Origin of the sequence: Hyphococcus sp., assembly GCF_041986965.1 — a bacterium.
In the GTDB taxonomy this organism is placed as follows: domain Bacteria; phylum Pseudomonadota; class Alphaproteobacteria; order Caulobacterales; family Parvularculaceae; genus Hyphococcus.
This window is the reverse complement of record NZ_JBHIXB010000001.1, coordinates 217,868-239,182: the sequence shown is the minus strand read 5'-3', so window position 1 is coordinate 239,182 and position 21,315 is coordinate 217,868. Positions and strand designations below refer to the sequence as shown.

Here is a 21,315-nt window from a genome sequence, read left to right as displayed (position 1 = left end):
GGTTTATTCCTTCGGCAGCATTTCGCTGGCGGCGACGCGCATCAGAAGCGATTCGGCCATGAACCAGTCGGACGGTTCGTCAATATCGACGGACTCTAGCCGCGGCGTTTCGAAAAGGATCGGCTTCTCGCCGATGCGGGCGCCGGTTTTGGCGAAACTCTTTCCGGTGAAAAGATAACACACTGAGTTTTCTTCAAGATATGGAGGCAAATCCTGCGTGCGGATGAGATTCGCCGGGTCGTGATTAATGGGCGCGCCTTCAGGCGCATAAAACCGGGTTTGGTGCCGGTTCACTGTGAAGAGGCTGTCAGCGCGGTTTTGCTTTTCTGCGCTTAAAAACTCTTCGATCAGCTTTTCGATGGTCGCGCGCGACAAAAGCGGGTTAGTGGTGTGCGTCATCAGGTAATAATCCGACGCGACATTCTCGATGTCGTCGCCGAGCACGAGATTCATGGAAACGAAATCACCGCAGATTTCCGGCTTCCTGTCGCGGATCATCACCTTGCCGTCATAGTCGCCGTCTTTGAGGCCGTTGTCGGCGAGGATCGCGCGGGCGTCCGTATTGATGACGATCTTGTCGATGGCGGGGGACGCCGCCATTTCATCGAGCACCCAGCGAAAGAGCGGCTTGCCGGCGATGTCGCGAAAGTTTTTCGAGGTGACCCGTGCGCTATGCGCCTTCATGGGCAGAAGCGCGGTGAGGCGTTTGTTGTCGCCGATCATGGGAGTCTTTCTCTTAAATAGCGTTGCCGTCGGCGCTGTCTCTTAACGGCCTTTGCTCACTCCGCAAGGGCGTTGCGGCGCGCGGCGTCGGCCTTGTCGCCGTGATGGTGCCCGCCTTTTTGCGGGCGGGGATAATAATAGCTTTCCTTTTGCGCCCGGGAGAGGGCGCGGTGTTCATTATGGCCGCGATAGGTCCCCCAATATTGCATCAGGCGGAACATGATGATCTCCGGCGCCGTCTTCCAGAACCGGTTCTGGTCGAGCGCGACGGAAAAGTCGTGAAAGACGCCGGCCGAGAAATAGCGCAGGAAATCGCCGAAGTTGAAATGCACCTCCGGCATGATCTCGCGCAGGGTCAGCGCTTCGCGGAAATAGCGCCGGCGGACTTGCGCCCAGCTCTCTTCATGGATGTGGATCACTGGCGCGTCGGCCACATAGCCGACCTTGCCGCCGTCTTTGACGATCGCCTTGCCGAGCACCATGTCCTCCAGCCCAGTGACGGCTTCGTCGAATTTATGCCGGGCCCACAGATCCTTGCGGATCGCCGCATTGGCGTTGTTCACGAAAAAATCCGCCTGGGGCAGCTTGTTGAGGGCCGGGAAATACTGGGCGAAGACCTGATGCTCGGAAAAGCGGGTCGCTTCATGGCCGAGCTGGCGGCCATAGACATAGTCGGCCTTGCCCTCGCGGAGCGGCGCGAGGAGGCTTTCAAGCCAGCGTTCATGAGCCGGGATGCAGTGGGCGGAAATGAAGATCAGATAATCGCCCGTGGCCGCCTCGCAGCCATAGTTAAGCGAGCGCCCAAAGGTGAAATCGGCCTTCTTGATATGCACGACCCGGCAGCCGGCAGCCTCCGCGATCTCCACCGTCCGATCGGTGGAGCCGGAATCGACCAGCACTAGCTCGATGTCGACGCCTTCGGCGATCTGGCGATGGCAGGCCGCCAGGGCTTCGCCCAGCCATTTTTCCTCATTGAGGGAGCGGAAAACGATGCTTGCCCGGTGCCGGTCCGCCATGGATTCAAGTCCTGGTTCAACTGGGTGGCGGAGACAGCCCGCCGATTCCCGTAAGATATGCAGCAACACGCCTTTATGGTGAACCCCTGACGGGATTGGCCTACGCCCTTGAAAATGTTGAGCGCCGCCGCGCATAGATTGCGCAATGCAGCAATTACCCGGCGATGGCGCCGCCGCCAGCGCTTATCGCCCTTAGGTTGCGCCCTCGAAAAGCCATACGCGGAATAGGCTATTAATTTGATTTAATTGTGAAAGTTTCGAATTTGAGTTGAATTGTCCTAACTTGCTGGCTAAGAATATGGACTAGTAGATTGCCCATGGGGGATTCCGGTCTCGAAATGGAACCTTTGGTACGGTGTTTGCGTATGCGAAGGTAAGTGTCTGGGTATGGGAAACCGGAAGGTATCTAGGAGAGTATTATGCGCGTCTTGAAGACTGCGATTTTAGCGGCCACCGCTTTCGGGATGTCAGCTGGCCTGAGTAATGCGGTGGCGGCGACATATCAAATCGGCGATTATGAGGTGGATGATGCTTGGGCTGCGTCCTCGGTGACGGCGACTCAAGGTGAGTACAGCTTTTACAATGAAGGTTCAGATGCCGATATCTTCGGCGATGACTTACTGGATGGCGTGCAATGTGTCGATGCCGGCTGCGAGCTTGTGTTTTCCTTTAACCGCGATGTCGTCAATGGAGACGGCAACGATCTGATTATCGCTGGCATCGGCGGCACCAGCACTAACAGCGAAAAGTTCGACATTGTCATCAATGGCGTCACTTTGAACGATCTCAACCTGATCCAGACGGGTGAATTTCTGGGTAGATTCAGCTTGAAAGCGCTGGCTTTTGATCTTTCTGATTTCGGCGTTGCCGCAGGCGAGGCGATCAACTCTATCAAGTTTATCGTCCAACTGGGCTCTAATCCGGAAGAATTGACGTTTATCGGCGCTCTTGACGACGATGTCATTGCCAACCCGATCCCTGCGGCGGCATGGTTGTTCGGTACGGCTATTTTCGGTGGCGGCTATTTGAGCCGTAAAAAGCGCAAGACCGCTTAACGTCTCACGGATATCGATTTCGGCGCCCCTGCGAAAGCTGGGGCGTTTTTGTTTGTCGCGCCGCTCTCGTATGTGGCGGCGTCCCTCTGATAAGGCTGGAATGTCGGCGCGTATCGGTCTACAGACGGCCCGTTGTCTGATTTTGCTATGCCGAGCGCTATTTAAAATGTTTTCCGCGCCGCCCGCCGCGCCAGTGCGCAATGTCTATTCGCCGAATGCCAGAACCGGCGTCGGAACCGTTGTGCGGGACCTGGTCGACGGTTTTTTGCGCTTTCCGCTGTGGACGGCCTTCGCCTGGAACGACATCCAGAAGCGCTATCGGCGCAGCATGCTTGGCCTCGCCTGGATCGTTATTTCTTACTATATTTTCGTCGCAGCCATCGCCGTTTTTTTCGGCGGTTTCTCCGCGCGCAGCGGAACCGACTATACTGCTTACGTGGCGACCGGCTACGCGGCGTTGACCTTTTTAATGGCCAACATTTCTGACGGATGCACTGTCTTCAATAGCGCGGCGACCTGGATTAAAAGCACGCCGCTGCCATATTCAACCCACATCTATAAGAGCATATCCCGGTCCCTGTTTGTTTTCGGGGTTCAGATGGCCTCGGCGCTTGTCATCATGCCATTTCTCAACTGGCATCCAAATGCGGAGATTTGGAAAGTCATCCCGGCGCTTGCGCTGTTCCTTGTGAATGCGCTTTGGTTGCAAGTGTTTTTCGGCATGATCGCCACGCGCTGGCGCGACGTCGCGCACCTCTTCAATGCGGTGACGCGCATCCTGTTTTTTACGACGCCAATCCTGTGGGTCTATGATGAACGCACGGGCATACGAAAAACGCTGGCCGGGTTTAATCCGTTCACCCATTTTCTTGAGATTTTTCGCGGGTCGATCTTGGGTGAGCCGGCGTCCATGGGCAGTTGGTTGACGGTTCTCGCCTGGACGGTCGGCGGCTGTGTGATGGCGCTAATCACGGCGAGCCGGATGCAGCGCCGGCTTCCGTTCTGGGTGTAAGTCATGGCGCACATCATTGCTCAGAATGTAAGCCTCAGCTTTCCGCTTCACGGAAGATCGGGCGGCGGGAAGTTTCGGGCGAAAAAAGCTGATCAGGGCCGCCTTGTTTTCAATAAGGCAGGCCGGATTATCGCTGTGAAGGCGATTAATAACGTCTCGCTGGAACTGGATAGCGGTGATCGTCTCGCGATTATCGGCGGCAATGGCTCGGGCAAGACGACGTTGCTTCAACTGCTCGCCGGCATCATCCTTCCTGATGAGGGATCAATCGAGGTTGAGGGAGCGGCTACCAGCGTCATCAATCTCAATCTTGGTATGGAAGCGGAAGCCAACGGTCACCAGAATATTACGTTGCGTGGTCTCGCCGCTGGGCGTTCGCGAGAAGAAATCGAGATATGCCGGGCGGATATTGCGGAATTTTCCGAACTGGGGCGATTTCTTGACCTGCCGGTCCATACCTATTCGGCCGGAATGCGTATGCGCCTCAGCTTCGCCATCGCAACCGCTTTCAAGCCGGAGGTTTTGATTCTGGATGAATGGATGAGCGCTGGCGACGCCTCGTTCCGCAAACGCGCCAGCCAGCGGATGCAGGAGTTCGTGGATCAGGCGGGCATCCTTGTCCTCGCCTCGCACAGTAGCCGGTTGATTCTTGAAAACTGCAATAAAGCGATCTGGTTGAAAGATGGAAGCATCTCTGCGTTCGGCGATGTCGAAGAAATTGTGAACTTGTATGAATCTGACATCAGGCCGGGAGCTGAAGGGCGCAAGGCAAGACGCGCTGACAACGGGGAGGGTGACGATATTTCCGGAGGGGACAACGAAGCCGGGCGGTCGGCCACAGCGCTGAGTTCGGGTGCGGAATGACTGCAGAAGCCGAGTCCGGAAATTTGGCGAAAGCGGATGGCGCGACCTGTTTTGTTCTCGGTAATGGTCCATCCCTTCGCGGCGTCGATTTAAAATCGCTTTCGCCTTACGCAACAATCGGCCTCAACGCGGCCTATCGCTATTGGCGTGAAATCGACTGGCGTCCGCAATATTACGCCTGTCTCGATACGGTTGTCGGGCTCTCTCACCGGGATGAAATCCGCGCGCTGATCGAGGAGGGCCGCATTGAAAAATTTCTCCTGCGTGAAAATCTGATCGAGATGCTGGGCGAAGCTGGCGCCAGCCCGCGAGTGGTCAATTTCGATGCGCGCCGATGGGATACGAAAGTGTTGAGTCTGCCTGCAGTGACGACGGGGAGTCACTCTGCCTTATGGGCGGTGGCGCTTGGCTACAAGACAGTGGTTATTATTGGTGTTGACGCTCAGTATAAGGAGCTTGTTTCAGGCGCCCGTCGCCGCGAAGGCATCGAGCTTGAGATTGTTGAAAACGGTGACAACCCGAACTACTTTTTTGACGGGTACCAGCGCCCGGGGGACAAGTATAATCTGCCCAATCCACGGCCGGATCTGCATGTGGACGCCTGGCGCGACACCGCCGCCATGCTGAAAGAAACGGGCGTCAGCGTCTATAACGGCAACCCGAATTCGGCTGTGCGGGTATTTCCCTTCATTGATATTCCGGCGTTCTTAAGCGAAGGCGCTATGCCGGTCTCAGCCGGTGAAGAGGTGCCTCCGCTCGCCGCGAATGAGCCGTTGCGCGGCATGGCGCGGCTACAAAAATTTGCCGGTTCAAATGCGCTTTTGCTTCTTGTGGCCGCAGTGTTTCTGACTGCGGGCGTCGCCCTCTTTGCCACTTTGGGCGTCGCTGCAGGCCCGCTGATCTTCGCCGCCGGAATTATTTATTCGCTGTTTGTTTTCCTGCTTTATGTGCGCATGGCGGTGATTGAGCACCTCCAAAGACTGCAAGAGCAAAGCGATGCTATGCGCGCGCTGCAGAAAGATCTTTCTCGGCGCATGAGATGACGCCGACGCCTTAGAACGGCGAGTTGAATTCTTTCCATGACGGCGCAGCGGCGTCCTTGGCGGACAGGGAAACATCGGAATCGGCGACGCCCCAGTCGACAGCAAGGTCGGGATCGTTCCATTGGACGGAACCGTCGCTGGCGCCGTCATAAAAAGCGTCAACCTTGTAGGCGACTTCCGTATCCGGCTCGAGCGTCAGGAAGCCGTGCAGAAATCCCTTCGGTACGAATATCTGTTTGCTATTCTCGGCGGAGAGTTCCGCCTTCACCCATTTGCCACAAGTCGGCGACGTCTTCCGGGCGTCAACTGCGACATCGATTATCGACCCGCGCAGGACGCGCACCAGCTTTGACTGCGCGTGTGGCGGCGCCTGATAGTGCAGGCCGCGCACGGTTCCTTTTTTCGCCGAAAAGGAATGATTGTCCTGAACGAAGTCTACTTCGACGCCGGCCGCCTTGAAGGCGCGGGCGTTATAGGTTTCAGAAAAGAACCCCCGGTCGTCGGAAAACCGACTTGGCGTGATGATCTTCACTTCGGGAATGTCGAGCGCGACAACGTCCATGGAATCAACTCCTTTTACGCTGTGGCCATGAAGCCCAGCGGGCCTTGGCTTGCAAGGGGCGTGCTTGCGTCGCTGTGGAAATTGGCGGTGTGCTCCCCCAAATTATCCCCAGAATTTTCCCGCGCTGATGTCGCGGCGGTCGCGGCCGGATTTTTTTGCCCCAATCAAGCCATCTGCCGCTTGCGACTCTCATCGAAATGTCTACTAAATGTAGTGGTTCTCTTAAAGCTACAGCACCATATACGGGTATCCAGAAATGACTAACGCCGCCGAAACGACCGCTGAACTGCCTGGGCTTTTGACCCCATCCTTCGCCTATAAGCCGTTCCGTTATCCTTGGGCGTATGATTTCTGGAAGCGCCAGCAACAGGTTCACTGGATGCCGGAGGAGGTGCCGCTCGGCGAGGATTGCAAGGACTGGGCAAACAAGCTCGACGACGGCGAGCGCAATCTTCTGACCCAGATCTTCCGCTTCTTCACCCAGTCCGACATTGAGGTGAACGACAATTACATGGAGCGCTATTCCCGCGTCTTCAAGCCGACGGAAGTGAAGATGATGCTGTCGGCGTTCTCCAATATGGAGACGATCCATGTGGCGGCTTACGCGCTTCTCCTTGAAACGATCGGCATGCCGGATTCGGAATTTTCGGCGTTTCTGGAATATGAGGCGATGCGCGACAAACATGACTTCATGCAGAAATTCGGCGTCGACAGTCATGAAGACATTGCGCGCACGCTGGCCATGTTCGGCGCCTTCACCGAAGGACTGCAGCTCTTCGCGTCCTTCGCGATGCTGATGAACTTCCCGCGCTTCAACAAGATGAAGGGCATGGGCCAGATCGTCACCTGGTCAATCCGCGATGAATCGCTTCACTGCGAAGGCATGATCAGGATGTATCATGCTTTTGCCCGGGAGACGGGTTGCGTCACGAAACAAGTTGCAGACGATATTGTTGAATGCTGCCGCACCGTTGTCGGTCTCGAGGACAAGTTCATCGATCTTGCCTTTGAGATGGGCCCGGTCCAGGGCATGAGCGCTGAGGATATCAAGCAATATATCCGCTATATTGCTGACTGGCGTCTCGGTCAGCTTGAACTGCCCAAGCTTTACGGCGTTGAGAAACACCCACTACCTTGGCTGACGGAAATCCTCAACGGCGTCGAGCATGCGAACTTTTTCGAGGCGCGTGCGACAGAATATTCCAAAGCTGCGACTCGTGGTGAGTGGCACGGCGATGATGGCGTCTGGTCGAATTTCGACGCTATGATGGCCAAGCGCAATGAGGCCGCCAACGCCTAGTCTATAATGATCGGTTCGATTGCGGCCGCCAGGCCGCGATGGGGCTTTTTCTTGACCGCACGCCGCGTTTCTGTCGCGTCAATGCGAAAAGATTTCCAGCCGAAATACCGCTCAAAACTGATCAGCGATGTTGAGGCAATCCCGTAAGCTGTTCCCTTGCTGTCCGGCTTAGCGAAAGCCTCAATGGGAAGGCTGCTCTCCATGACAGAGACGCCGTCGCTTTCGAAGATAAGCGGCCTTTCCGTGGCGCGCGGATGCGATTTGAACAAGATGTCTTCGCCGCCACGTTTTTTGACGGCTTCAATGAGCCTTAAATAGACGCTGCGTTCTTCGTTCCAGCTTAAATGGCCGGTGCGATAAATGCTTGTGCCGAGAATGACATGCTCTGGCAGCCAGCCGTTTCCCGACATGGCTGCCGCTTTTCTGAAATTTGCGTAGGCGTCATCATAGTCGGAAAAGGATAGTTCCTTTATGGGGATGCCGTTGAGATAATCCGGCGCATTAAGCGGAGGGGACAAGGACAGGCAGGCGATGGACGGAACGGGAATGCCGAGTTTTGGAAATTTAACCGCCGTATCAAATTGCTGGTCCCAGTAGCTCGACAAACCATTATCGAAAAAAATGAACTCATCAGCTTTCAGGTGAGCATAGAGGAGTTGGTGAAAGCTCTTGGGAAGCGCGTTTCCATAAACAATGCGCTTCTTTGAGGTCTTTTGAAGGCGTGCTGTCGCGGCGTCATTAAAATCAATACGATCGTTGGAGACCAGTTCTGGAGGAAAAATGTAAGGCTCGACTTCGGGGAATCCCGCCTCAATCACTGACATGAATTCCTTTTGCAGCCCTGTGGGTAGAGACACTGGCAAGCCGAAAAGAACAGCTTTGATGCTGTCGCCGTCGCCATGATCGCGTTTGCCGGCAGCCGTCACCGCCGCCAGGAAATTTGCGAAATCGGCAAGGCCTGTGACAATTCCAACATGCTCGATCATTGTACTGGTGCCATCCATGGCAATGTGTTGATTGTGTTGATCAAGTTGTCTGTCCGCTTGTTTTGGCGAGGGCGCAGGAATTCCGGAAATCCCCTGTTGCCCGGGGTTGAAAACGGCTACATTCCGTAGTTCACGATGGTTGGGTTTTCTGGCTACCAAAGGATATTTTCAGTGACAACGTCCAGGTTGAAGGTTTTTATCGGCTGGGATTCCCGCGAGATCGAGGCTTATGAGGTCGCGCGGCACTCCTTGCTCAAGCACGCCTCGATCCCTGTGGACGTTATTCCCCTGAAGCAGGAAGAGTTGCGGGCCAAGGGTGTTTACGCCCGCCCGGCGGATCCGCGCGCATCGACGGAATTCACCTATACTCGCTTTCTGACGCCTTATCTCAGCGGCTATGAGGGCATGTCCCTGTTTTTCGACTGCGACTTCATGTGGCGCGACGATGTGGCGAAACTGACCGCCTGCTTTGAGCCGGGCAAGGCAGTCTCCTGCGTTCATCACGATTATCGCCCGCCGGAAAAGACCAAGATGGATGGATGCAAGCAGGAGCAATATCCCCGTAAGAACTGGTCATCACTGATTCTTTTCGATTGCAGCCATGAATATTGTAAAAGGCTGACGCCAGAATGCGTGAATACCGCGGAGCCGGCATATCTCCACCGGCTCGCCTGGGTGGAAGATGACGCCATCGGCGAACTATCGCCAAAATGGAACTGGCTTGAGGGATGGTACTCCACGGAGAGGGGTGATCCCGAGCCCGGCGCCGTTCATTTTACGCGCGGCGGCCCGTGGTTCGCAGATTGGCAGGATGTCGATTACGCTGATGAGTGGCATCGAGAACTTGATGAAGTGATGCGGGGAAAAAAGTCTAGTGCTGTATCCTGAATTTCTCCGTCGCTTTGGTGCTTCGGTCCGAACAAAAAACATTCTCCAGCCGGGCGAAGAAAAAAACCCTAAAAAGACTGCGCGCAATGCCCGCCCGCATGCGCTTCCGGAAAAATCGGAAGCGCCACGCGAATTTATCAGGCTCGATCCTTGGGAAGCGGAGTATCTATTCATCCAGGCCGCCCGGGCGCGCGAAGGCATTGTGGAGACAGGGCGTTTCCATGGCGGTAGCACCTTCGTCATGGCCTGCGCCAACGCCGATGCGCCGATCCATTCCATCGACCTGGCACCGCAGGATGACGCGCAACTGCTTAGTGTGCTGAAACAATTCGATGTCGGCTCGAATGTCGATCTGATCGTCGGCGACAGCCGCAAGACGCGTTACGACCAAATCGGCGCTTTCGACTTTCTGTTTATTGACGGCGATCACAGCTATGAAGGCTGTTTTGACGACTTAAACAACTGGTTTCCACTTTTGTCGCCGGGTGGTCATGTTGTGCTGCATGACAGTTATCACGGTCAACCAGTGATGGATGCCGTTGCTGATTTCTGCGCGCAAAATGATGTCTATGTTGTTGTGCCCGCTTATCGCACGTCAAACCACTGGTGGCATCATGCAGGATCCATGGCGCATTTCATCAAGCGCCGTTGACCCTCAAAAATCAAACCGCCCGCGTAAAAGTGCTGTTGTTTGCGCGCCGAGATCGTAACCGCCGAAGGTCTGGTGAATGAGATTGATGTCGATGACGCCATTCTCATCGGAAAGCAGGCGGTAGCCTGCTTCAAAGTCGAGCCGCCGGCCGTCGGGCGCCAGCGACGCCGTTACAGGCGAGAAAAAAACTTCTTCTGTGTAGGGATTGTAGGCGGTGGGCAGCATCAATTGGAGCGCGCCAGTTTCTATCTGCAGGGGTTGTGACACGCCGAGCCACAGGCTGTCCGCGGCGCCGAAGAGTTTCCGGCGGCTCACCACGAAGGAAAATTGTGTGGTTGTCAGGACAGGCGTGTTCTCAGTGAAAGCTTCAAAACCGAACGCATCCGCGAAAGTCAGTCCCGCTGCAACGCGGCCCTGAAGGCGCCAGAGCGGCGCGGGCGTCCATGACGCTTCCAGGGCGGAATAGACGGTGGAGGCGCTGACGTCTTCGCCAAAGCGGGCGTTGAACACGCCGCCTTGTTCCTGACGCAGGCCATGTTCAAGCCGGAGCGTCGCCTTGTCGAAAGAAAAATTGACGCCGCCGCGCAGGACAAAGACATCCGGATTGTTGTCCGGAAGCCCTTCGCCGAGAAGCGTTGCTTCAAGGTCGAGATTGCGCTCGCCGCCGCTCGTCATCATCACGTCGGCGGTGATGTTTTTCGCCGCGGAAAATTGCATCAGCGACGTCACCGCGTCTGTGCTGCGCGGCAGATAAGCGTCTGTGAAGGCGCTGTCGCTCAGGAATGGCGTCGCTCGCGCCGGCGCCGCCATGCGGTCGACAGCGGCCGCGGTGAACCCTTGCGCGGCAATGATATGCGCGCCGGCGACGTCGCCGGAAAAGGCGAAGCCGATGGATTGCTCGTCTGCGAGCGCATCCCGGCGGAAGGCGCCGCCGCCAAGGGCGATCTGATTGTCGATCAGCGACAGGCTTGAGCGGTCGCGCGATGTGAGGCGCATGTTCATGGACCAGCCGCCACCGAAAGCAGCCGACGCGTAACGGTGATCGTCAAACGGGCTATAACGGTTTTCAAGATCGAAGGCGTCCGGGGCCGTCCGGGTCACGAGCGCCGACAGCGACAGACGGAAGTCGCGGCCATAGCCGTCAAGAACGACAATATCGCCAAGTTCGGAAAGCGATGATCCGTAAACGCCGGAAAGACTTCCTCCCAGCGCGTCCGGGGCGACAGACGAGCCGCTGATGCTGGAGGTCGAGACGCCGCCAATCGGGCGCGTCGCTGCGTCGAGGTTCAACAGGCCGCGTCCATAGATCGGATCCGTGCCCGGCGCGCCGAGATCGGTCGCGCTGTCGAGCAGAATTTCAACCACTTCCTCGGCGGACAAGGTAGGCCAGAGCGACCGGATGAGCGCGACGGCGCCGGTGATCACGGGCGTTGAGGCGCTGGTGCCGGAAAAGGAGCGGGTTTGCGCCGGCGCCCCGTTCGCTACGACGGCGCGGAGAAATTCGCCAGGCGCCACGAGATAGATGTCTGCGGCGATTCCGGCGCGATCGGAAAAGGCCGAGATGACATTCAGGGAGTCGACAGAGCCGGCGATGATCACCGCGGAGTCGCCTGCAACGTCGAGCGCGCCAAGCGCCGATTGATCCGGGTCAGGGTCGCTGTCATTGCCGGCGGCGATCACGGTGACGACGTCCTTGCTTTTGAAATAGGTGAAGTCGTTTGCAAATTGCGGACGCGCAAGCGGGTCATCCGTGCCGAAGGACATGTTGACGACGCCGGCGCCAAGATTGCCTGATCGTGTGACCGCTTCGCCGATGGCGTTTCCGAGCAGGGATTCTTCATCCATGCTGTCATCGTCAACGCGGTAGATGAGCAGCGTCGCTTCCGGCGCCACGCCGTGAATGCCGGTTCCGTTTCGGGCGGCGCCGATGATGCTGGCGACCGGCGTTCCGTGATCGTCATAGTCATTGAGGTCGGGGCCGCCTGCGCGCACATCGCCCGGGGGCACGACGCCCGCAATCAACAGATCGGCGCTTTGCGGGTGAATACGTCCCAGAAATTCCGGATGATCCTCGTCGATCCCGGTGTCGATGACGGAGACGATGACGCCGTCTCCTTGCGCGCCTCTGTCATAGGCTGAAATGGCGCCGACCTGATCGAGCGCCGGCTGATTGCGATATTCTGAGTTGTTGTAGTTCACCGTCGGCGGGGGCGCCGGGGTTTGCGCCATGGGCGAGGGGGCCGCGCCGCCGCCGCCGCCGCCGCACGCCGTGAGGCCTAGGCCAGCCGCCATAAACAAGAAAAAAGCGCGATGAAACAATAACATATCCGGCGTCGCCTGTGCTGTCGCCCTCACCCGCTCGTCACCATACTGCGACTTACATGGCAAAAGGTAAACGCGCGGGAGCGGTGCGGTCAGAAGGCGTTCGACAGAGTGGACAAGGCTTCGCGGCGCTTCTAGGTTGCGCCGCAACGAAATCGCATACTCTGCGCATAAAAAAGGTCTGGCATGTCTAACGATCCTGAACGCATCACCATCATCGCCCGCGAATTCACGGCGGCCGCGCTTGAGTTTCACCGCGGCAAGATGGCGGAGAAGGGCTACCGGATGGAGGGCTCCATAACGCCGCGCACCTTCAAGATGATCGAGGGCATGGAAGCGCCCAAGGATCTGTTCGAAGGCGAACCGCTTTTCGCCGTCACTTTCGTTAAAAAAGACTAGGCTTTCTCCCAAATTCGACATTTGCGGTTGTGTCCGTTAGGTTTGTCTTTCCCGCCCATCGCTGAAGACAAACCTAGCGAGATCAATGATCGCAGCGCTCAACGCTTTGCTTTGGGGCAAGATTTTAATCTTTGTCCTGATCCCCGTCGGATTGTGGTTCACCTTTCGCTCGCGTTTCGTGCAATTCCGACATTTTGGAAGCATGTTCGCGATCTTCGGCGAGGCGCTGAAGCACAACCCCGATCATCCATCTTCATTTCAGGCTTTGGCGCTATCGGTTGCAGGGCGCGTCGGCGCCGGCAACATCGCCGGCGTTGCGGTCGCGATCACGCTTGGCGGGCCCGGTGCTGTTTTCTGGATGTGGCTTGTAGGCCTCGTCGGCATGGCGACGAGCTTTTTTGAATGTTCTCTTGCGCAGCTTTTCAAGCGGCGTGAGCCATCCGGAGATTTTCGCGGCGGCCCGGCCTTTTACATCGAACACGGATTAAGGAAACGCCTTGGGGCGCTCGCGCCCATTCTCGCCGGCGTCTATTCCATCTTGCTGCTTGTTGCGTTTGGGTTCGCCTTCAACGTGTTGCAGAGCTATGCGGTGTCCACTTCCATGAGCGGCGCCTTCGGGCTCGATCCGCGAATGATTGGCGTTGTGCTGGCGGCGCTGGTGGGGCTGGTGATTTTCGGCGGCGTGCGCCGCATCACCCGCGTCGTCGAAATCGTCGTGCCGGTGATGGCGCTCAGCTATATCGGCCTTGTTCTCTTCATTCTGGCGACGCGCATCACGGATGTGCCGGGCGCGCTCGGTCTGATTGTTGAAAGCGCGTTCGGTTTGAACGAAGCGGTGGCGGGCGGCATTGGCGCCGCGCTGACGCAAGGCATACGCCGTGGATTGTTTTCAAATGAGGCCGGCCTTGGATCGGCGCCCAATGTGGCGGCGGTCGCCTATGTGGCGCATCCCGGCCAGCAGGGCATCGTGCAGGCGTTCTCGGTCTTTATCGATACGCTGATCATCTGCACCTGCACGGCGTCAATTATTATTTTATCGGGCGTCGATCTGTCTGATCCGAATATCGACGGGGTTATCCTCACCCAAACGGCGCTCGCCGCTCATGTGGGAGATTGGGCGGATGAGTTTGTGGCAACGGCGCTCTTCCTCTTCGTCTTCTCGTCGATCATGTATAATTATTTCCTGGGTGAGAACGCGCTCGATTTTTTCACCCATGAAAACAAGATTGTTTTCACGCTTTTCCGGGTGGCGACGCTGGGCTTTGTGCTGGTGGGCTCCAATCTGGATTTAAGCGCTGCTTTCGGGTTCGCAGACGCCGCCATGGGCCTTCTTGCATTGGTCAATCTGCTGGCGCTGGTGCTGCTTTTCCCGATTGGACTGCGCATCATGCGCGACTTCGACGCGCAACGGAAAAAAGGCGTGAAGCCGGTTTTCGACCCGGCGGATTATAGCGATCTCGACATCGATGAAGCGGCGTGGGCGCTGGAGCCAGAAGATGCGGCGCGTCTTCAACAAAAACGCGCTTAACGGCCGCCTGTCAGCTTGCCATAGAGCTCCGGGCGCCGGTCGCGGAAAAAGCCCCAGCTGGCGCGGCGCTCATCCAGGTGATCGAGATCGACAGTCGCGGCGGCGAAGCCTTCTTCGGTGCGCGACAAGTCGCCGAGAAAATCGCCGCCATCATCGACGATAAAAGATGAGCCGTAAAATATCTGGCCTTCTTCGTCACCGATGCGGTTTGCGGCGGCAACGGGAACCACGTTGGAGACGGCGTGACCGGTCATGGCGCGCCGCCAGCGGTCGCGCGTGTCGAGGGACGGGTTTTCCGGCTCTGATCCGATGGCCGTCGGGTAGAACAACACTTCCGCCCCCATCAGCATCATCGCCCGCGCGGCCTCGGGGAACCATTGATCCCAGCAGATGCCGACGCCGAGCCGACCGAATTTCGTATCCCAGACCTTGAAGCCGGTGTCGCCGGGGCGGAAATAGAATTTCTCTTCGTAACCCGGGCCGTCGGGAATGTGGCTTTTGCGGTAAAGGCCCAATAAGGCGCCGTCGGCGTCTACGGTGACGAGGCTGTTGTAATATTCTTGGCCGTCGCGTTCGAAAATCGACAGCGGCAGGACAACGCCAAGCTCTTTTGCGAGCGGCGCGAGCGCTGTGACGACGGGATGGTCTTTCCACGGATAGGCGGTGGTGAAATGCACCGTGTCTTCTGTCTTGCAGAAATAGGGCCCCTGAAACAGCTCCGGCGGCAGGATGACTTGCGCGCCGTCTTTCGCGGCCGCGCGGATCAGTTTTTCAACCGCCCGGATATTCGCGCCCATGTCGTCGCCAAAGGCGGCTTGCAATACGGCGAGGCGAAGCGTGCGGGCCATAAGGTCTCTCCTGGTGACGGCGTCTGGCGAGGACGCTTGACGGGATAGCGGGGCGGCGGTGATGTTGCAATCAAGCCGGGGGAAACCGGCGTGCGCAAATAGGCCGCGCAAATAATCTGGGGGGCGAGGAAATTCAATATGGCCAAGCTGGAAATTTATTGGTCCTTCAGAAGCCCCTATTCCTATCTTGCGACGGGGCGGCTCTGTGTGATCCGGGAGCATTACGAGGTCGATGTCGCGTTTCGGCCGGTGCGCCCGCTGGCGATGCGTGAGCCTGATTTCTTCGAACGCGGCCGCAAGCAATTCGTTCCCTATCTGATGCAGGATTTCCCGCGCGAGGCGGAGCGGCTCGGTCTGCCATTCGGACTGCCGTCGCCTGATCCCATCGACATGGATATGGCGAGCGGAAAGGTGGCGCCCGCGCAGCCTTTGATGGACCGGCTGATGGCGCTGGGGATCGCCGCCTGCGAAAAAGACCGGGGGCTCGATTTTGCAAAAGCCGTGTCGGCGCGCGTGTGGACCGGCAAAGCCTGGGCCGATGATGCATCCCTTGGCGAAGCGGCAAGCGAGGCCGGACTTGATCTCGCCGCGCTGGACGGCTGGGCGACGGATAATGCGACCAGGGTCACGCAAATCATTGAGGCCAATGAGGCGGCGCAACTGAAACATCACTGGGGTGTTCCGTTGATGGTGCTCGATGGCGAAGCGTTTTTCGGGCAGGACCGCATCGATTCGCTGGAATGGCGGCTTGGACAGCGCGGGTTGCGCCGGGACTAGGGCCCCGTGGACCAGCGTCAGCAAACGGTCTAGATTTCAACCCGCTTTCAGGGAGAACATGGATGTTGAGAAAAAGCATATTGATTTGCGCAGTTTTATCATTGGCGGCCTGTGCGACCATTTCACCGCGCACGCGGATCGAAAACCGCCTCATGGAAATCGGTCTTTCCGAACGCAAGGCGGAATGTATGGCGTATGAACTGGATGAGCGTCTCGACCGCGACGATCTGAACGAGGTCGCCGACTTCCTGGGTGATGTGAATGACGCATCCTCCGCCGGTGAGAACTACGACACGCTTTTAAACATCGATAACGCCCGCGCCGCCGCCGCCATTGCAGCCTCCGGCCTTGCCTGCGCTTTTGGCGGATAACTATGCCTGACTGGTCTGAGGCTCGCGTCGCCGGTTCCGCCGGCGTGATCGACCCCGGCTTTGATAAAGTCGGGGAGGCGTTCGCCCAAAACTTCGAAGAAGGGCTCGAGCTTGGCGCTGCTTTCGCCGTGGTGATCGACGGTGAGACGGTTATCGACATACGCGGCGGCCATACGGATCGCGCTAAAGAAAAACTCTGGGACGAAACAACGCTCGCCTGCATTTATTCCAGCGGCAAGGCGGTGCTGGCGTTTCTGATGGCGCGTGCGATTTCAGACGGTTTGCTCGATTACGAGGCGCCGGTGGCGCAATACTGGCCCGAATTCGCTGCGGCCGGGAAAGAGCGCGTCACGGTCGCCGAGGCGCTTTCTCATCAGGCGGGTCTTTGCGGCTTTCCCGATGAAATGCCGCCTGAAACCTGGCTCGACTGGGACGTGATTTGCGCAAAGCTCGCGGCGATGGCGCCGCTCTGGGCGCCCGGAACGGCAAACGGCTATCATCCGCAGACGGTGGGTTTTATCGCGGGAGAATTGTTGCGGCGCGTGACTGGCAAGACCACAGGCGCGCTCATTGACGAGCTTTCCGAGACGCTCGATCTCAACCTTTATTGCGGCATGAACGAATCGGACGGCGCCCGCGCGGCTTATATGCCGAAGCCGCCAAAGGCGCCGGACCTCGGGCCCATGAATGAATTCAAGCAATATGCGTTTTTGAAGCCTTGGTCGGCGCCGGCGAAAGTCAGCCGCGAAGACTGGATGGCGGCGGAATTGCCGGCGTCTAATATGCACGCTGATGCGCACTCGCTGGCGAAAATTGCTCATCCGATGGCGACCGGGGGGCGTGATGTATCGGGCGCAGCCATATTGACGCAAGAGGCGATTAACGCCGCCCTCAAAGAGCGCATTCGCGGCGACGACCTTGTCCTGCCGTTTCATCTGTCATGGGCCGCCGGACTGATGCGCAACATCAATCGCCATTTCGGGCCCAATGAAGCCGCGTTCGGTCATGCCGGTTTTGGCGGCTCCTGCGTGATTGTCGATCCGCACAACAGTCTTACCGCTGCTTACGTCATGAACAAAATGTCACCTTATCTTGTCGGCGATCCGCGTGCGGTGAGGCTGCTTGATGCGGTTTATGCGTCGCTTTGACTAAAATTTGATGCGAAAATCGACCGTCACAAAGGCTGGTTGCGGATAGCCCGGAATGACTTTCGACATGTTCCGGCAGTCGTTGAGATGCGCACGGCGCAAGTCTGTGTCAGCGCGCGCACGGCGCGTCACGGCCAGCATTTCCACGCGTTTGGCGGCGACTGAAAACGCCGCAACGGGTCTTGGTTTCGCCTGGTAGAGCGCATTGTGAAGGAGCTGTTCTTCGGCTTTCGCCGTGCCGGCCCCCAAGCCCAATGCCATCGCCAGTAATATTGCAATCGCCCGCATATGTCCCTCGCTTCCCTGTTTATGTCGAAAGCGTGGCAGCTGCGGGTGAGTGAAAAATTAGGCGGGAAGCAGAATTTTATCTAAAAGCTCGCCGTGAAACTCTCTCAAATTAGATTGAAAAGCGCCTTTGCAGCCAGTCCAGCATCAGCGCATTCGCCGCATCCGGCTTTTCCCACATTACCCAATGACCGCAATCGGCGATGATGTGTTTTTCAAGATCGGGAACGAGCTTTTCCATTCCCTCTGCTGTTTCCGGCGGCAGGAAAAGATCAAGCTCTGCGCCGATCCACAAGGACGGCGCGCGCACCTCTTCGCCGCGGCCTTCCATCAGGCGCCAGTTTTTGTCGACATTGCGGTAAAGGTTGATCCCGCCGTGAAAGCCGCTGCGTTTATATGCATCGATATAAACTTGAATATCCGCCTCCGGAATAATGCCTGCATTTTTCGCCGGCGCCGGACCATCTTTAAAGCGCCCGGGCAAGTCATAGACATGAGGGACAAGCGAGGCCCATTTGTCTTTTGGCGCCGGTTTGCGAAACATCAGATGAAAAAAGCGCTCAGGATCGGTTTCGAACAGCGCTTCGGGAACGTCTGATTGCTGAAACTGGATGAAATAATGTTTCGGCCCGAAGCGTTTTTCGATGATCTCAAGCGGCGGGGCCGGCGGGCGCGGGCGCAGGGGCGTGCACAGGCCGATCACGCCCGCGACACGGTCAGGGTGAAGCTGGCCCATGGACCAGACCAAGGCGCCGCCCCAGTCATGACCGCAGAAAATTGCTTTCTCAATGTCGAGCGCATCGAGGAGCGCGGCAAAGTCTTTTGTCATCTGAAGCGCGTCGTAAAGCGCCGGGTCTTTCGGCGCGTCAGAGCGTCCGAAACCTTTGAGGTCGATGGCGATGGCGCGAAACCCGGCTTGTGCAAAAGCGGAAAGCTGGTTCTTCCAGGAATAAGCAATCTCCGGCCAGCCATGGATAAAAATGACCGGCGGGCGTTTGCGGCTGCGGTCGCCGTCGCTCTCATAAACAGCGAGCGCAACGCCGGCGGCGTCGATCATATGGGGGGCGGGGAAATCGGTCATAAACGGACTTTGTTCGCCGGACGCGTCGCCATCAAGAAGAAATCTCAGTTCTGGGCGTCCGCCTGCGTGAAACCGTTTCTGTTGCAGGCGACATCGGTTATGCAAAGCTCTATGAGCGCCGATCAACATTCTGAAAAGCTGCACCCCGCTCCAAAGGGCTGGAGCGTTCAATCCCATAGCGGAACCTTCAGCGGCCATGCCGGGCCCTTTTACTTCCGGGAAGAGGGCGGGCCCGCGGGCGTCGGTTTTTTCTCCGAACCGCATCACGCCAATGGTTTTGGCGTCATCCATGGCGGGGCGTTGCTGACGCTCGCAGACATGGCGTTATGGGATATCTGCCGTCGCGAAGTCGGCGTCTTCCAAGGGGTGACGGTGACGCTGAACGCCGAGTTTGTCGGTCCGGGTCCTGTGGGCGCCTTTATTGAGGCCACGGGCGACATGGTGAAAGCGGGCCGCAAGATGGTGTTCGCGCGAGGGATCATCACCGCCAATGGAGACGCACTGATGAGCTTTTCAGGAACGCTGAAGCGGATAAGTTAGGCCGGCGCCCCTTAAGCGAGTTGGCGCGCTGCGGCTTTCATCTTTCGGTTCTGGTGAACGGCGTCGAAGCTGAAAACGGCGAGTGCGGTCCAGATGAGACCGAAGCAGATAGCATGATAGGCCGTAAACGGTTCTCCGTAATAGAGTCCAAGAATGAATTGTCCGGTTGGGCCGATATATTGCAGGAACCCGATCGTTGAAAACCGCAGTCGCCTCGCGGCCAGGGCGAACAGGAGAAGCGGCACAACCGTGACGGGGCCGGCGAGGATGAGCAGCACATCCATGCCGAGGTCGCCCTGACCGAAAGCAAGACCGGTTGTCTTCGAAAACCAGATGAGAAAAACAAGCGCGAAAGGCGAGAGCAGCGCGGTCTCGATGAACAGGCCCGGCATGCCGCCGACGTCGAGCATTTTTCGCACATAGCCATAGGCGGTGAACGATACGGCAAGGACAAGTGAGACCCAGGGAAAGACGCCGGCGCCGAGCGTCAGGACGGCGACGCCAAGCGCCGCGAGCGCGACCGCAATCACCTGCGCCCGATTGAGTGTTTCTTTCAACACAAAGACGCCCGCGGCGACGAACATCAACGGATTGATGTAATAGCCAAGGCTCGCCTGTAAGACCCGGTCATTGGCGACGGCCCAGACATAGAGAAGCCAGTTGCCGGCGATAACGGCGGCGGAAAAACCGAGCAAGATGAGCATCCGCGGAGAGGCGACGGCTTTTAAAGTTTCGCTCCACTGCTTGCGGAAGGTCAAAATGAGCGCGCCAAAGGGAATGGACCACAAAATCCGGTGGCCGACGATTTCCAGCGGGTCGACGCCGCCAAGCGCTTTCAGATAAACTGGCAGCATTCCCCATAAGCCATAGGCAAAGACGCCGCAGATCAGGCCGAGCCTGACAGCGCTGTCATGAGGTTTTTCTGGCGGGGTGGCGGACATGGAATGACTTGTGGCTAGGCCTTGAAACTTTTCGAATAGGCGTGAACGGTATGACAAAGGGCGCGGGACTGTCCGCCCGAAACTTGCGCAAACACTTGCGCCTTCTCAGGCCTATGCGACTCACGGCGGGGATGCGCAAGACTTCAGCGCAACAAATTACCGTATCAAAACTGTAGAAATTCTATTGTGTGACGCCTTCAGTGCGTAACCGCCTGAGAATGCGGTCAATCGCAGCTTGCGATTGATCGGCGGCGTAAAGCGCGGTGATCACAATACGGTCATCATCAGTTTCCGCAGCAGAGATGTTTTCATAGACGAAGCTTTCGTCGAAAAGCGGCTGCGGCGACCGATAAAATTTCGGATTCTGATTGAGCTTGTTCAGCTCCTGCTCCAGCGCGCGGCGCACGATGAATTCAAGGGGCAGATATTTTGAAATCCCGGTCTGTTCTGACAGCGTAAAAGCCCCGAGCCGGGCCTGAAGTTTTCCATCCTCGATATAGGGAATGAGCGTGACATCGACTGTGCCGGTTTCCTGCGCGACGCGTCCGGGCGTTCCCTTGCCGTTCCAGCCGCAGGCCCAGTATTCGATCTCCAGATAAATGGCGAAGCGGATGGCGCTGCCTGCAAAGCTGATGCGGGGCGGGCCCGATTTCCAGCGTTCGCCGCAATCATTGCGCCGGTTCGCGATCCAGTTTTTGAGATCGTTTTCTGTTTCCACGACGAATTTGGTGACATCGGTGACGAGGGCCAGATGCGTCCTGCCGCCTGATGTTCTTTCATGAAACTCGATGTCGGCGATCACGGGGCGCCCGCCGAGATTCACTTTGGTGGGTGCGTCATAGATTTTTTCATACCCCGCAGGCGCTTGCGCCGCCGCGGCGGAAAAAAGAGCGCTCAACAAAAAGGCAGGCAAAAGAAAAAGGCTTCGCATCAGCGAAGCCTAGCAGGACGGGCCAAAGCCCGTCCAGAAGAAG

General features: G+C 57.6%; 23 protein-coding genes. 13 read left to right on the top strand and 10 right to left on the bottom strand.

Annotated features, from left to right (window positions below; all coding sequences use genetic code 11):
* Positions 1-3: 3 nt before the first annotated feature.
* Positions 4-723 carry an acylneuraminate cytidylyltransferase family protein gene (locus ACFC5L_RS01135; protein WP_375202122.1) on the bottom strand — a complete coding sequence of 240 codons (720 nt, stop codon included), beginning with the start codon at positions 721-723 and terminating at the stop codon, positions 4-6.
* Between the two features lie 56 nt (positions 724-779).
* A complete protein-coding gene (locus ACFC5L_RS01130; protein ID WP_375202123.1) occupies positions 780-1,739 on the bottom strand; it encodes a glycosyltransferase family 2 protein in 960 nt (319 codons plus the stop codon).
* Between the two features lie 419 nt (positions 1,740-2,158).
* Between ACFC5L_RS01130 and ACFC5L_RS01125 the strand changes: the two genes are divergently transcribed.
* From ACFC5L_RS01125 to ACFC5L_RS01110, 4 genes are all read left to right on the top strand, one after another.
* Complete coding sequence (locus ACFC5L_RS01125) at positions 2,159-2,794, top strand: hypothetical protein (protein WP_375202124.1); 636 nt, start codon at positions 2,159-2,161, stop codon at positions 2,792-2,794.
* Positions 2,795-2,960: 166 nt separating this feature from the next.
* Positions 2,961-3,806, top strand: coding sequence for an ABC transporter permease (locus tag ACFC5L_RS01120; protein ID WP_375202125.1), 846 nt, complete (start codon positions 2,961-2,963; stop codon positions 3,804-3,806).
* A 3-nt stretch (positions 3,807-3,809) separates the two neighbouring features.
* Positions 3,810-4,670 (top strand): ABC transporter ATP-binding protein, encoded by an 861-nt coding sequence (locus tag ACFC5L_RS01115; RefSeq protein ID WP_375202126.1) that lies wholly within the window; start codon positions 3,810-3,812, stop codon positions 4,668-4,670.
* Complete coding sequence (locus tag ACFC5L_RS01110) at positions 4,667-5,713, top strand: hypothetical protein (protein ID WP_375202127.1); 1,047 nt, start codon at positions 4,667-4,669, stop codon at positions 5,711-5,713. Before ACFC5L_RS01115 ends, ACFC5L_RS01110 begins: the two co-directional genes overlap by 4 nt.
* Positions 5,714-5,723: 10 nt before the next feature.
* Here the strand turns inward: ACFC5L_RS01110 and rfbC are convergent, their stop codons facing one another.
* Positions 5,724-6,275: a dTDP-4-dehydrorhamnose 3,5-epimerase gene (gene rfbC / locus ACFC5L_RS01105; RefSeq protein WP_375202128.1), complete on the bottom strand. Its 552-nt coding sequence runs from the start codon at positions 6,273-6,275 to the stop codon at positions 5,724-5,726.
* A 256-nt stretch (positions 6,276-6,531) separates the two neighbouring features.
* Between rfbC and ACFC5L_RS01100 the strand changes: the two genes are divergently transcribed.
* On the top strand, positions 6,532-7,575 hold the full coding sequence (locus ACFC5L_RS01100; RefSeq protein ID WP_375202129.1) for a ribonucleotide-diphosphate reductase subunit beta: 1,044 nt from the start codon (positions 6,532-6,534) through the stop codon (positions 7,573-7,575).
* Here the strand turns inward: ACFC5L_RS01100 and ACFC5L_RS01095 are convergent.
* Positions 7,572-8,720: a polysialyltransferase family glycosyltransferase gene (locus tag ACFC5L_RS01095; protein ID WP_375202130.1), complete on the bottom strand. Its 1,149-nt coding sequence runs from the start codon at positions 8,718-8,720 to the stop codon at positions 7,572-7,574. The genes ACFC5L_RS01100 and ACFC5L_RS01095 overlap by 4 nt on opposite strands.
* Positions 8,721-8,732: 12 nt before the next feature.
* Between ACFC5L_RS01095 and ACFC5L_RS01090 the strand changes: the two genes are divergently transcribed.
* The gene (locus ACFC5L_RS01090) at positions 8,733-9,449 is read left to right on the top strand and encodes a glycosyltransferase (protein ID WP_375202131.1); all 717 of its coding nucleotides are present in this window, start codon (positions 8,733-8,735) and stop codon (positions 9,447-9,449) included.
* Entirely contained in the window at positions 9,436-10,101 is a 666-nt protein-coding gene (locus tag ACFC5L_RS01085) for a class I SAM-dependent methyltransferase (protein WP_375202132.1), read from the top strand. Before ACFC5L_RS01090 ends, ACFC5L_RS01085 begins: the two co-directional genes overlap by 14 nt.
* A gap of 3 nt (positions 10,102-10,104) precedes the next feature.
* Here the strand turns inward: ACFC5L_RS01085 and ACFC5L_RS01080 are convergent, their stop codons facing one another.
* On the bottom strand, positions 10,105-12,393 hold the full coding sequence (locus ACFC5L_RS01080) for a S8 family peptidase (RefSeq protein WP_375202133.1): 2,289 nt from the start codon (positions 12,391-12,393) through the stop codon (positions 10,105-10,107).
* A 216-nt stretch (positions 12,394-12,609) separates the two neighbouring features.
* On the opposite strand from ACFC5L_RS01080, the gene ACFC5L_RS01075 reads away from it, so the two are divergent.
* Positions 12,610-12,822, top strand: coding sequence for an AMP nucleosidase (locus ACFC5L_RS01075; protein ID WP_375202134.1), 213 nt, complete (start codon positions 12,610-12,612; stop codon positions 12,820-12,822).
* An 85-nt stretch (positions 12,823-12,907) separates the two neighbouring features.
* A complete protein-coding gene (locus ACFC5L_RS01070; RefSeq protein ID WP_375202135.1) occupies positions 12,908-14,350 on the top strand; it encodes an alanine/glycine:cation symporter family protein in 1,443 nt (480 codons plus the stop codon).
* Here ACFC5L_RS01070 and aguB read toward each other — a convergent pair.
* On the bottom strand, positions 14,347-15,198 hold the full coding sequence (aguB, locus tag ACFC5L_RS01065; RefSeq protein ID WP_375202136.1) for an N-carbamoylputrescine amidase: 852 nt from the start codon (positions 15,196-15,198) through the stop codon (positions 14,347-14,349). The two genes, ACFC5L_RS01070 and aguB, sit on opposite strands and share 4 nt — an antisense overlap.
* 138 nt (positions 15,199-15,336) lie before the next feature.
* Between aguB and ACFC5L_RS01060 the strand changes: the two genes are divergently transcribed.
* The 3 genes from ACFC5L_RS01060 to ACFC5L_RS01050 all read left to right on the top strand — a co-directional run bounded on the left by ACFC5L_RS01060 (position 15,337) and on the right by ACFC5L_RS01050 (position 17,494).
* A complete protein-coding gene (locus ACFC5L_RS01060; RefSeq protein WP_375202137.1) occupies positions 15,337-15,975 on the top strand; it encodes a 2-hydroxychromene-2-carboxylate isomerase in 639 nt (212 codons plus the stop codon).
* A gap of 62 nt (positions 15,976-16,037) precedes the next feature.
* The gene (locus tag ACFC5L_RS01055) at positions 16,038-16,346 is read left to right on the top strand and encodes a hypothetical protein (protein ID WP_375202138.1); all 309 of its coding nucleotides are present in this window, start codon (positions 16,038-16,040) and stop codon (positions 16,344-16,346) included.
* A 2-nt stretch (positions 16,347-16,348) separates the two neighbouring features.
* Positions 16,349-17,494 (top strand): serine hydrolase domain-containing protein, encoded by a 1,146-nt coding sequence (locus tag ACFC5L_RS01050; RefSeq protein WP_375202139.1) that lies wholly within the window; start codon positions 16,349-16,351, stop codon positions 17,492-17,494.
* On the opposite strand, the gene ACFC5L_RS01045 is transcribed toward ACFC5L_RS01050, so the two are convergent.
* Together ACFC5L_RS01045 and ACFC5L_RS01040 are read right to left on the bottom strand one after the other, a co-directional pair.
* On the bottom strand, positions 17,495-17,782 hold the full coding sequence (locus ACFC5L_RS01045; protein ID WP_375202140.1) for a hypothetical protein: 288 nt from the start codon (positions 17,780-17,782) through the stop codon (positions 17,495-17,497).
* Positions 17,783-17,891: 109 nt separating this feature from the next.
* Positions 17,892-18,860 (bottom strand): alpha/beta fold hydrolase, encoded by a 969-nt coding sequence (locus ACFC5L_RS01040; RefSeq protein ID WP_375202141.1) that lies wholly within the window; start codon positions 18,858-18,860, stop codon positions 17,892-17,894.
* Between ACFC5L_RS01040 and ACFC5L_RS01035 the strand changes: the two genes are divergently transcribed.
* Positions 18,837-19,400 carry a PaaI family thioesterase gene (locus ACFC5L_RS01035; protein WP_375202142.1) on the top strand — a complete coding sequence of 188 codons (564 nt, stop codon included), beginning with the start codon at positions 18,837-18,839 and terminating at the stop codon, positions 19,398-19,400. The two genes, ACFC5L_RS01040 and ACFC5L_RS01035, sit on opposite strands and share 24 nt — an antisense overlap.
* An 11-nt stretch (positions 19,401-19,411) precedes the next feature.
* Here ACFC5L_RS01035 and rarD read toward each other — a convergent pair whose 3' ends face one another.
* Together rarD and ACFC5L_RS01025 are read right to left on the bottom strand one after the other, a co-directional pair.
* On the bottom strand, positions 19,412-20,341 hold the full coding sequence (rarD, locus tag ACFC5L_RS01030) for an EamA family transporter RarD (RefSeq protein ID WP_375202143.1): 930 nt from the start codon (positions 20,339-20,341) through the stop codon (positions 19,412-19,414).
* A gap of 181 nt (positions 20,342-20,522) precedes the next feature.
* Positions 20,523-21,272 (bottom strand): hypothetical protein, encoded by a 750-nt coding sequence (locus ACFC5L_RS01025; RefSeq protein ID WP_375202144.1) that lies wholly within the window; start codon positions 21,270-21,272, stop codon positions 20,523-20,525.
* Positions 21,273-21,315 lie beyond the last annotated feature (43 nt).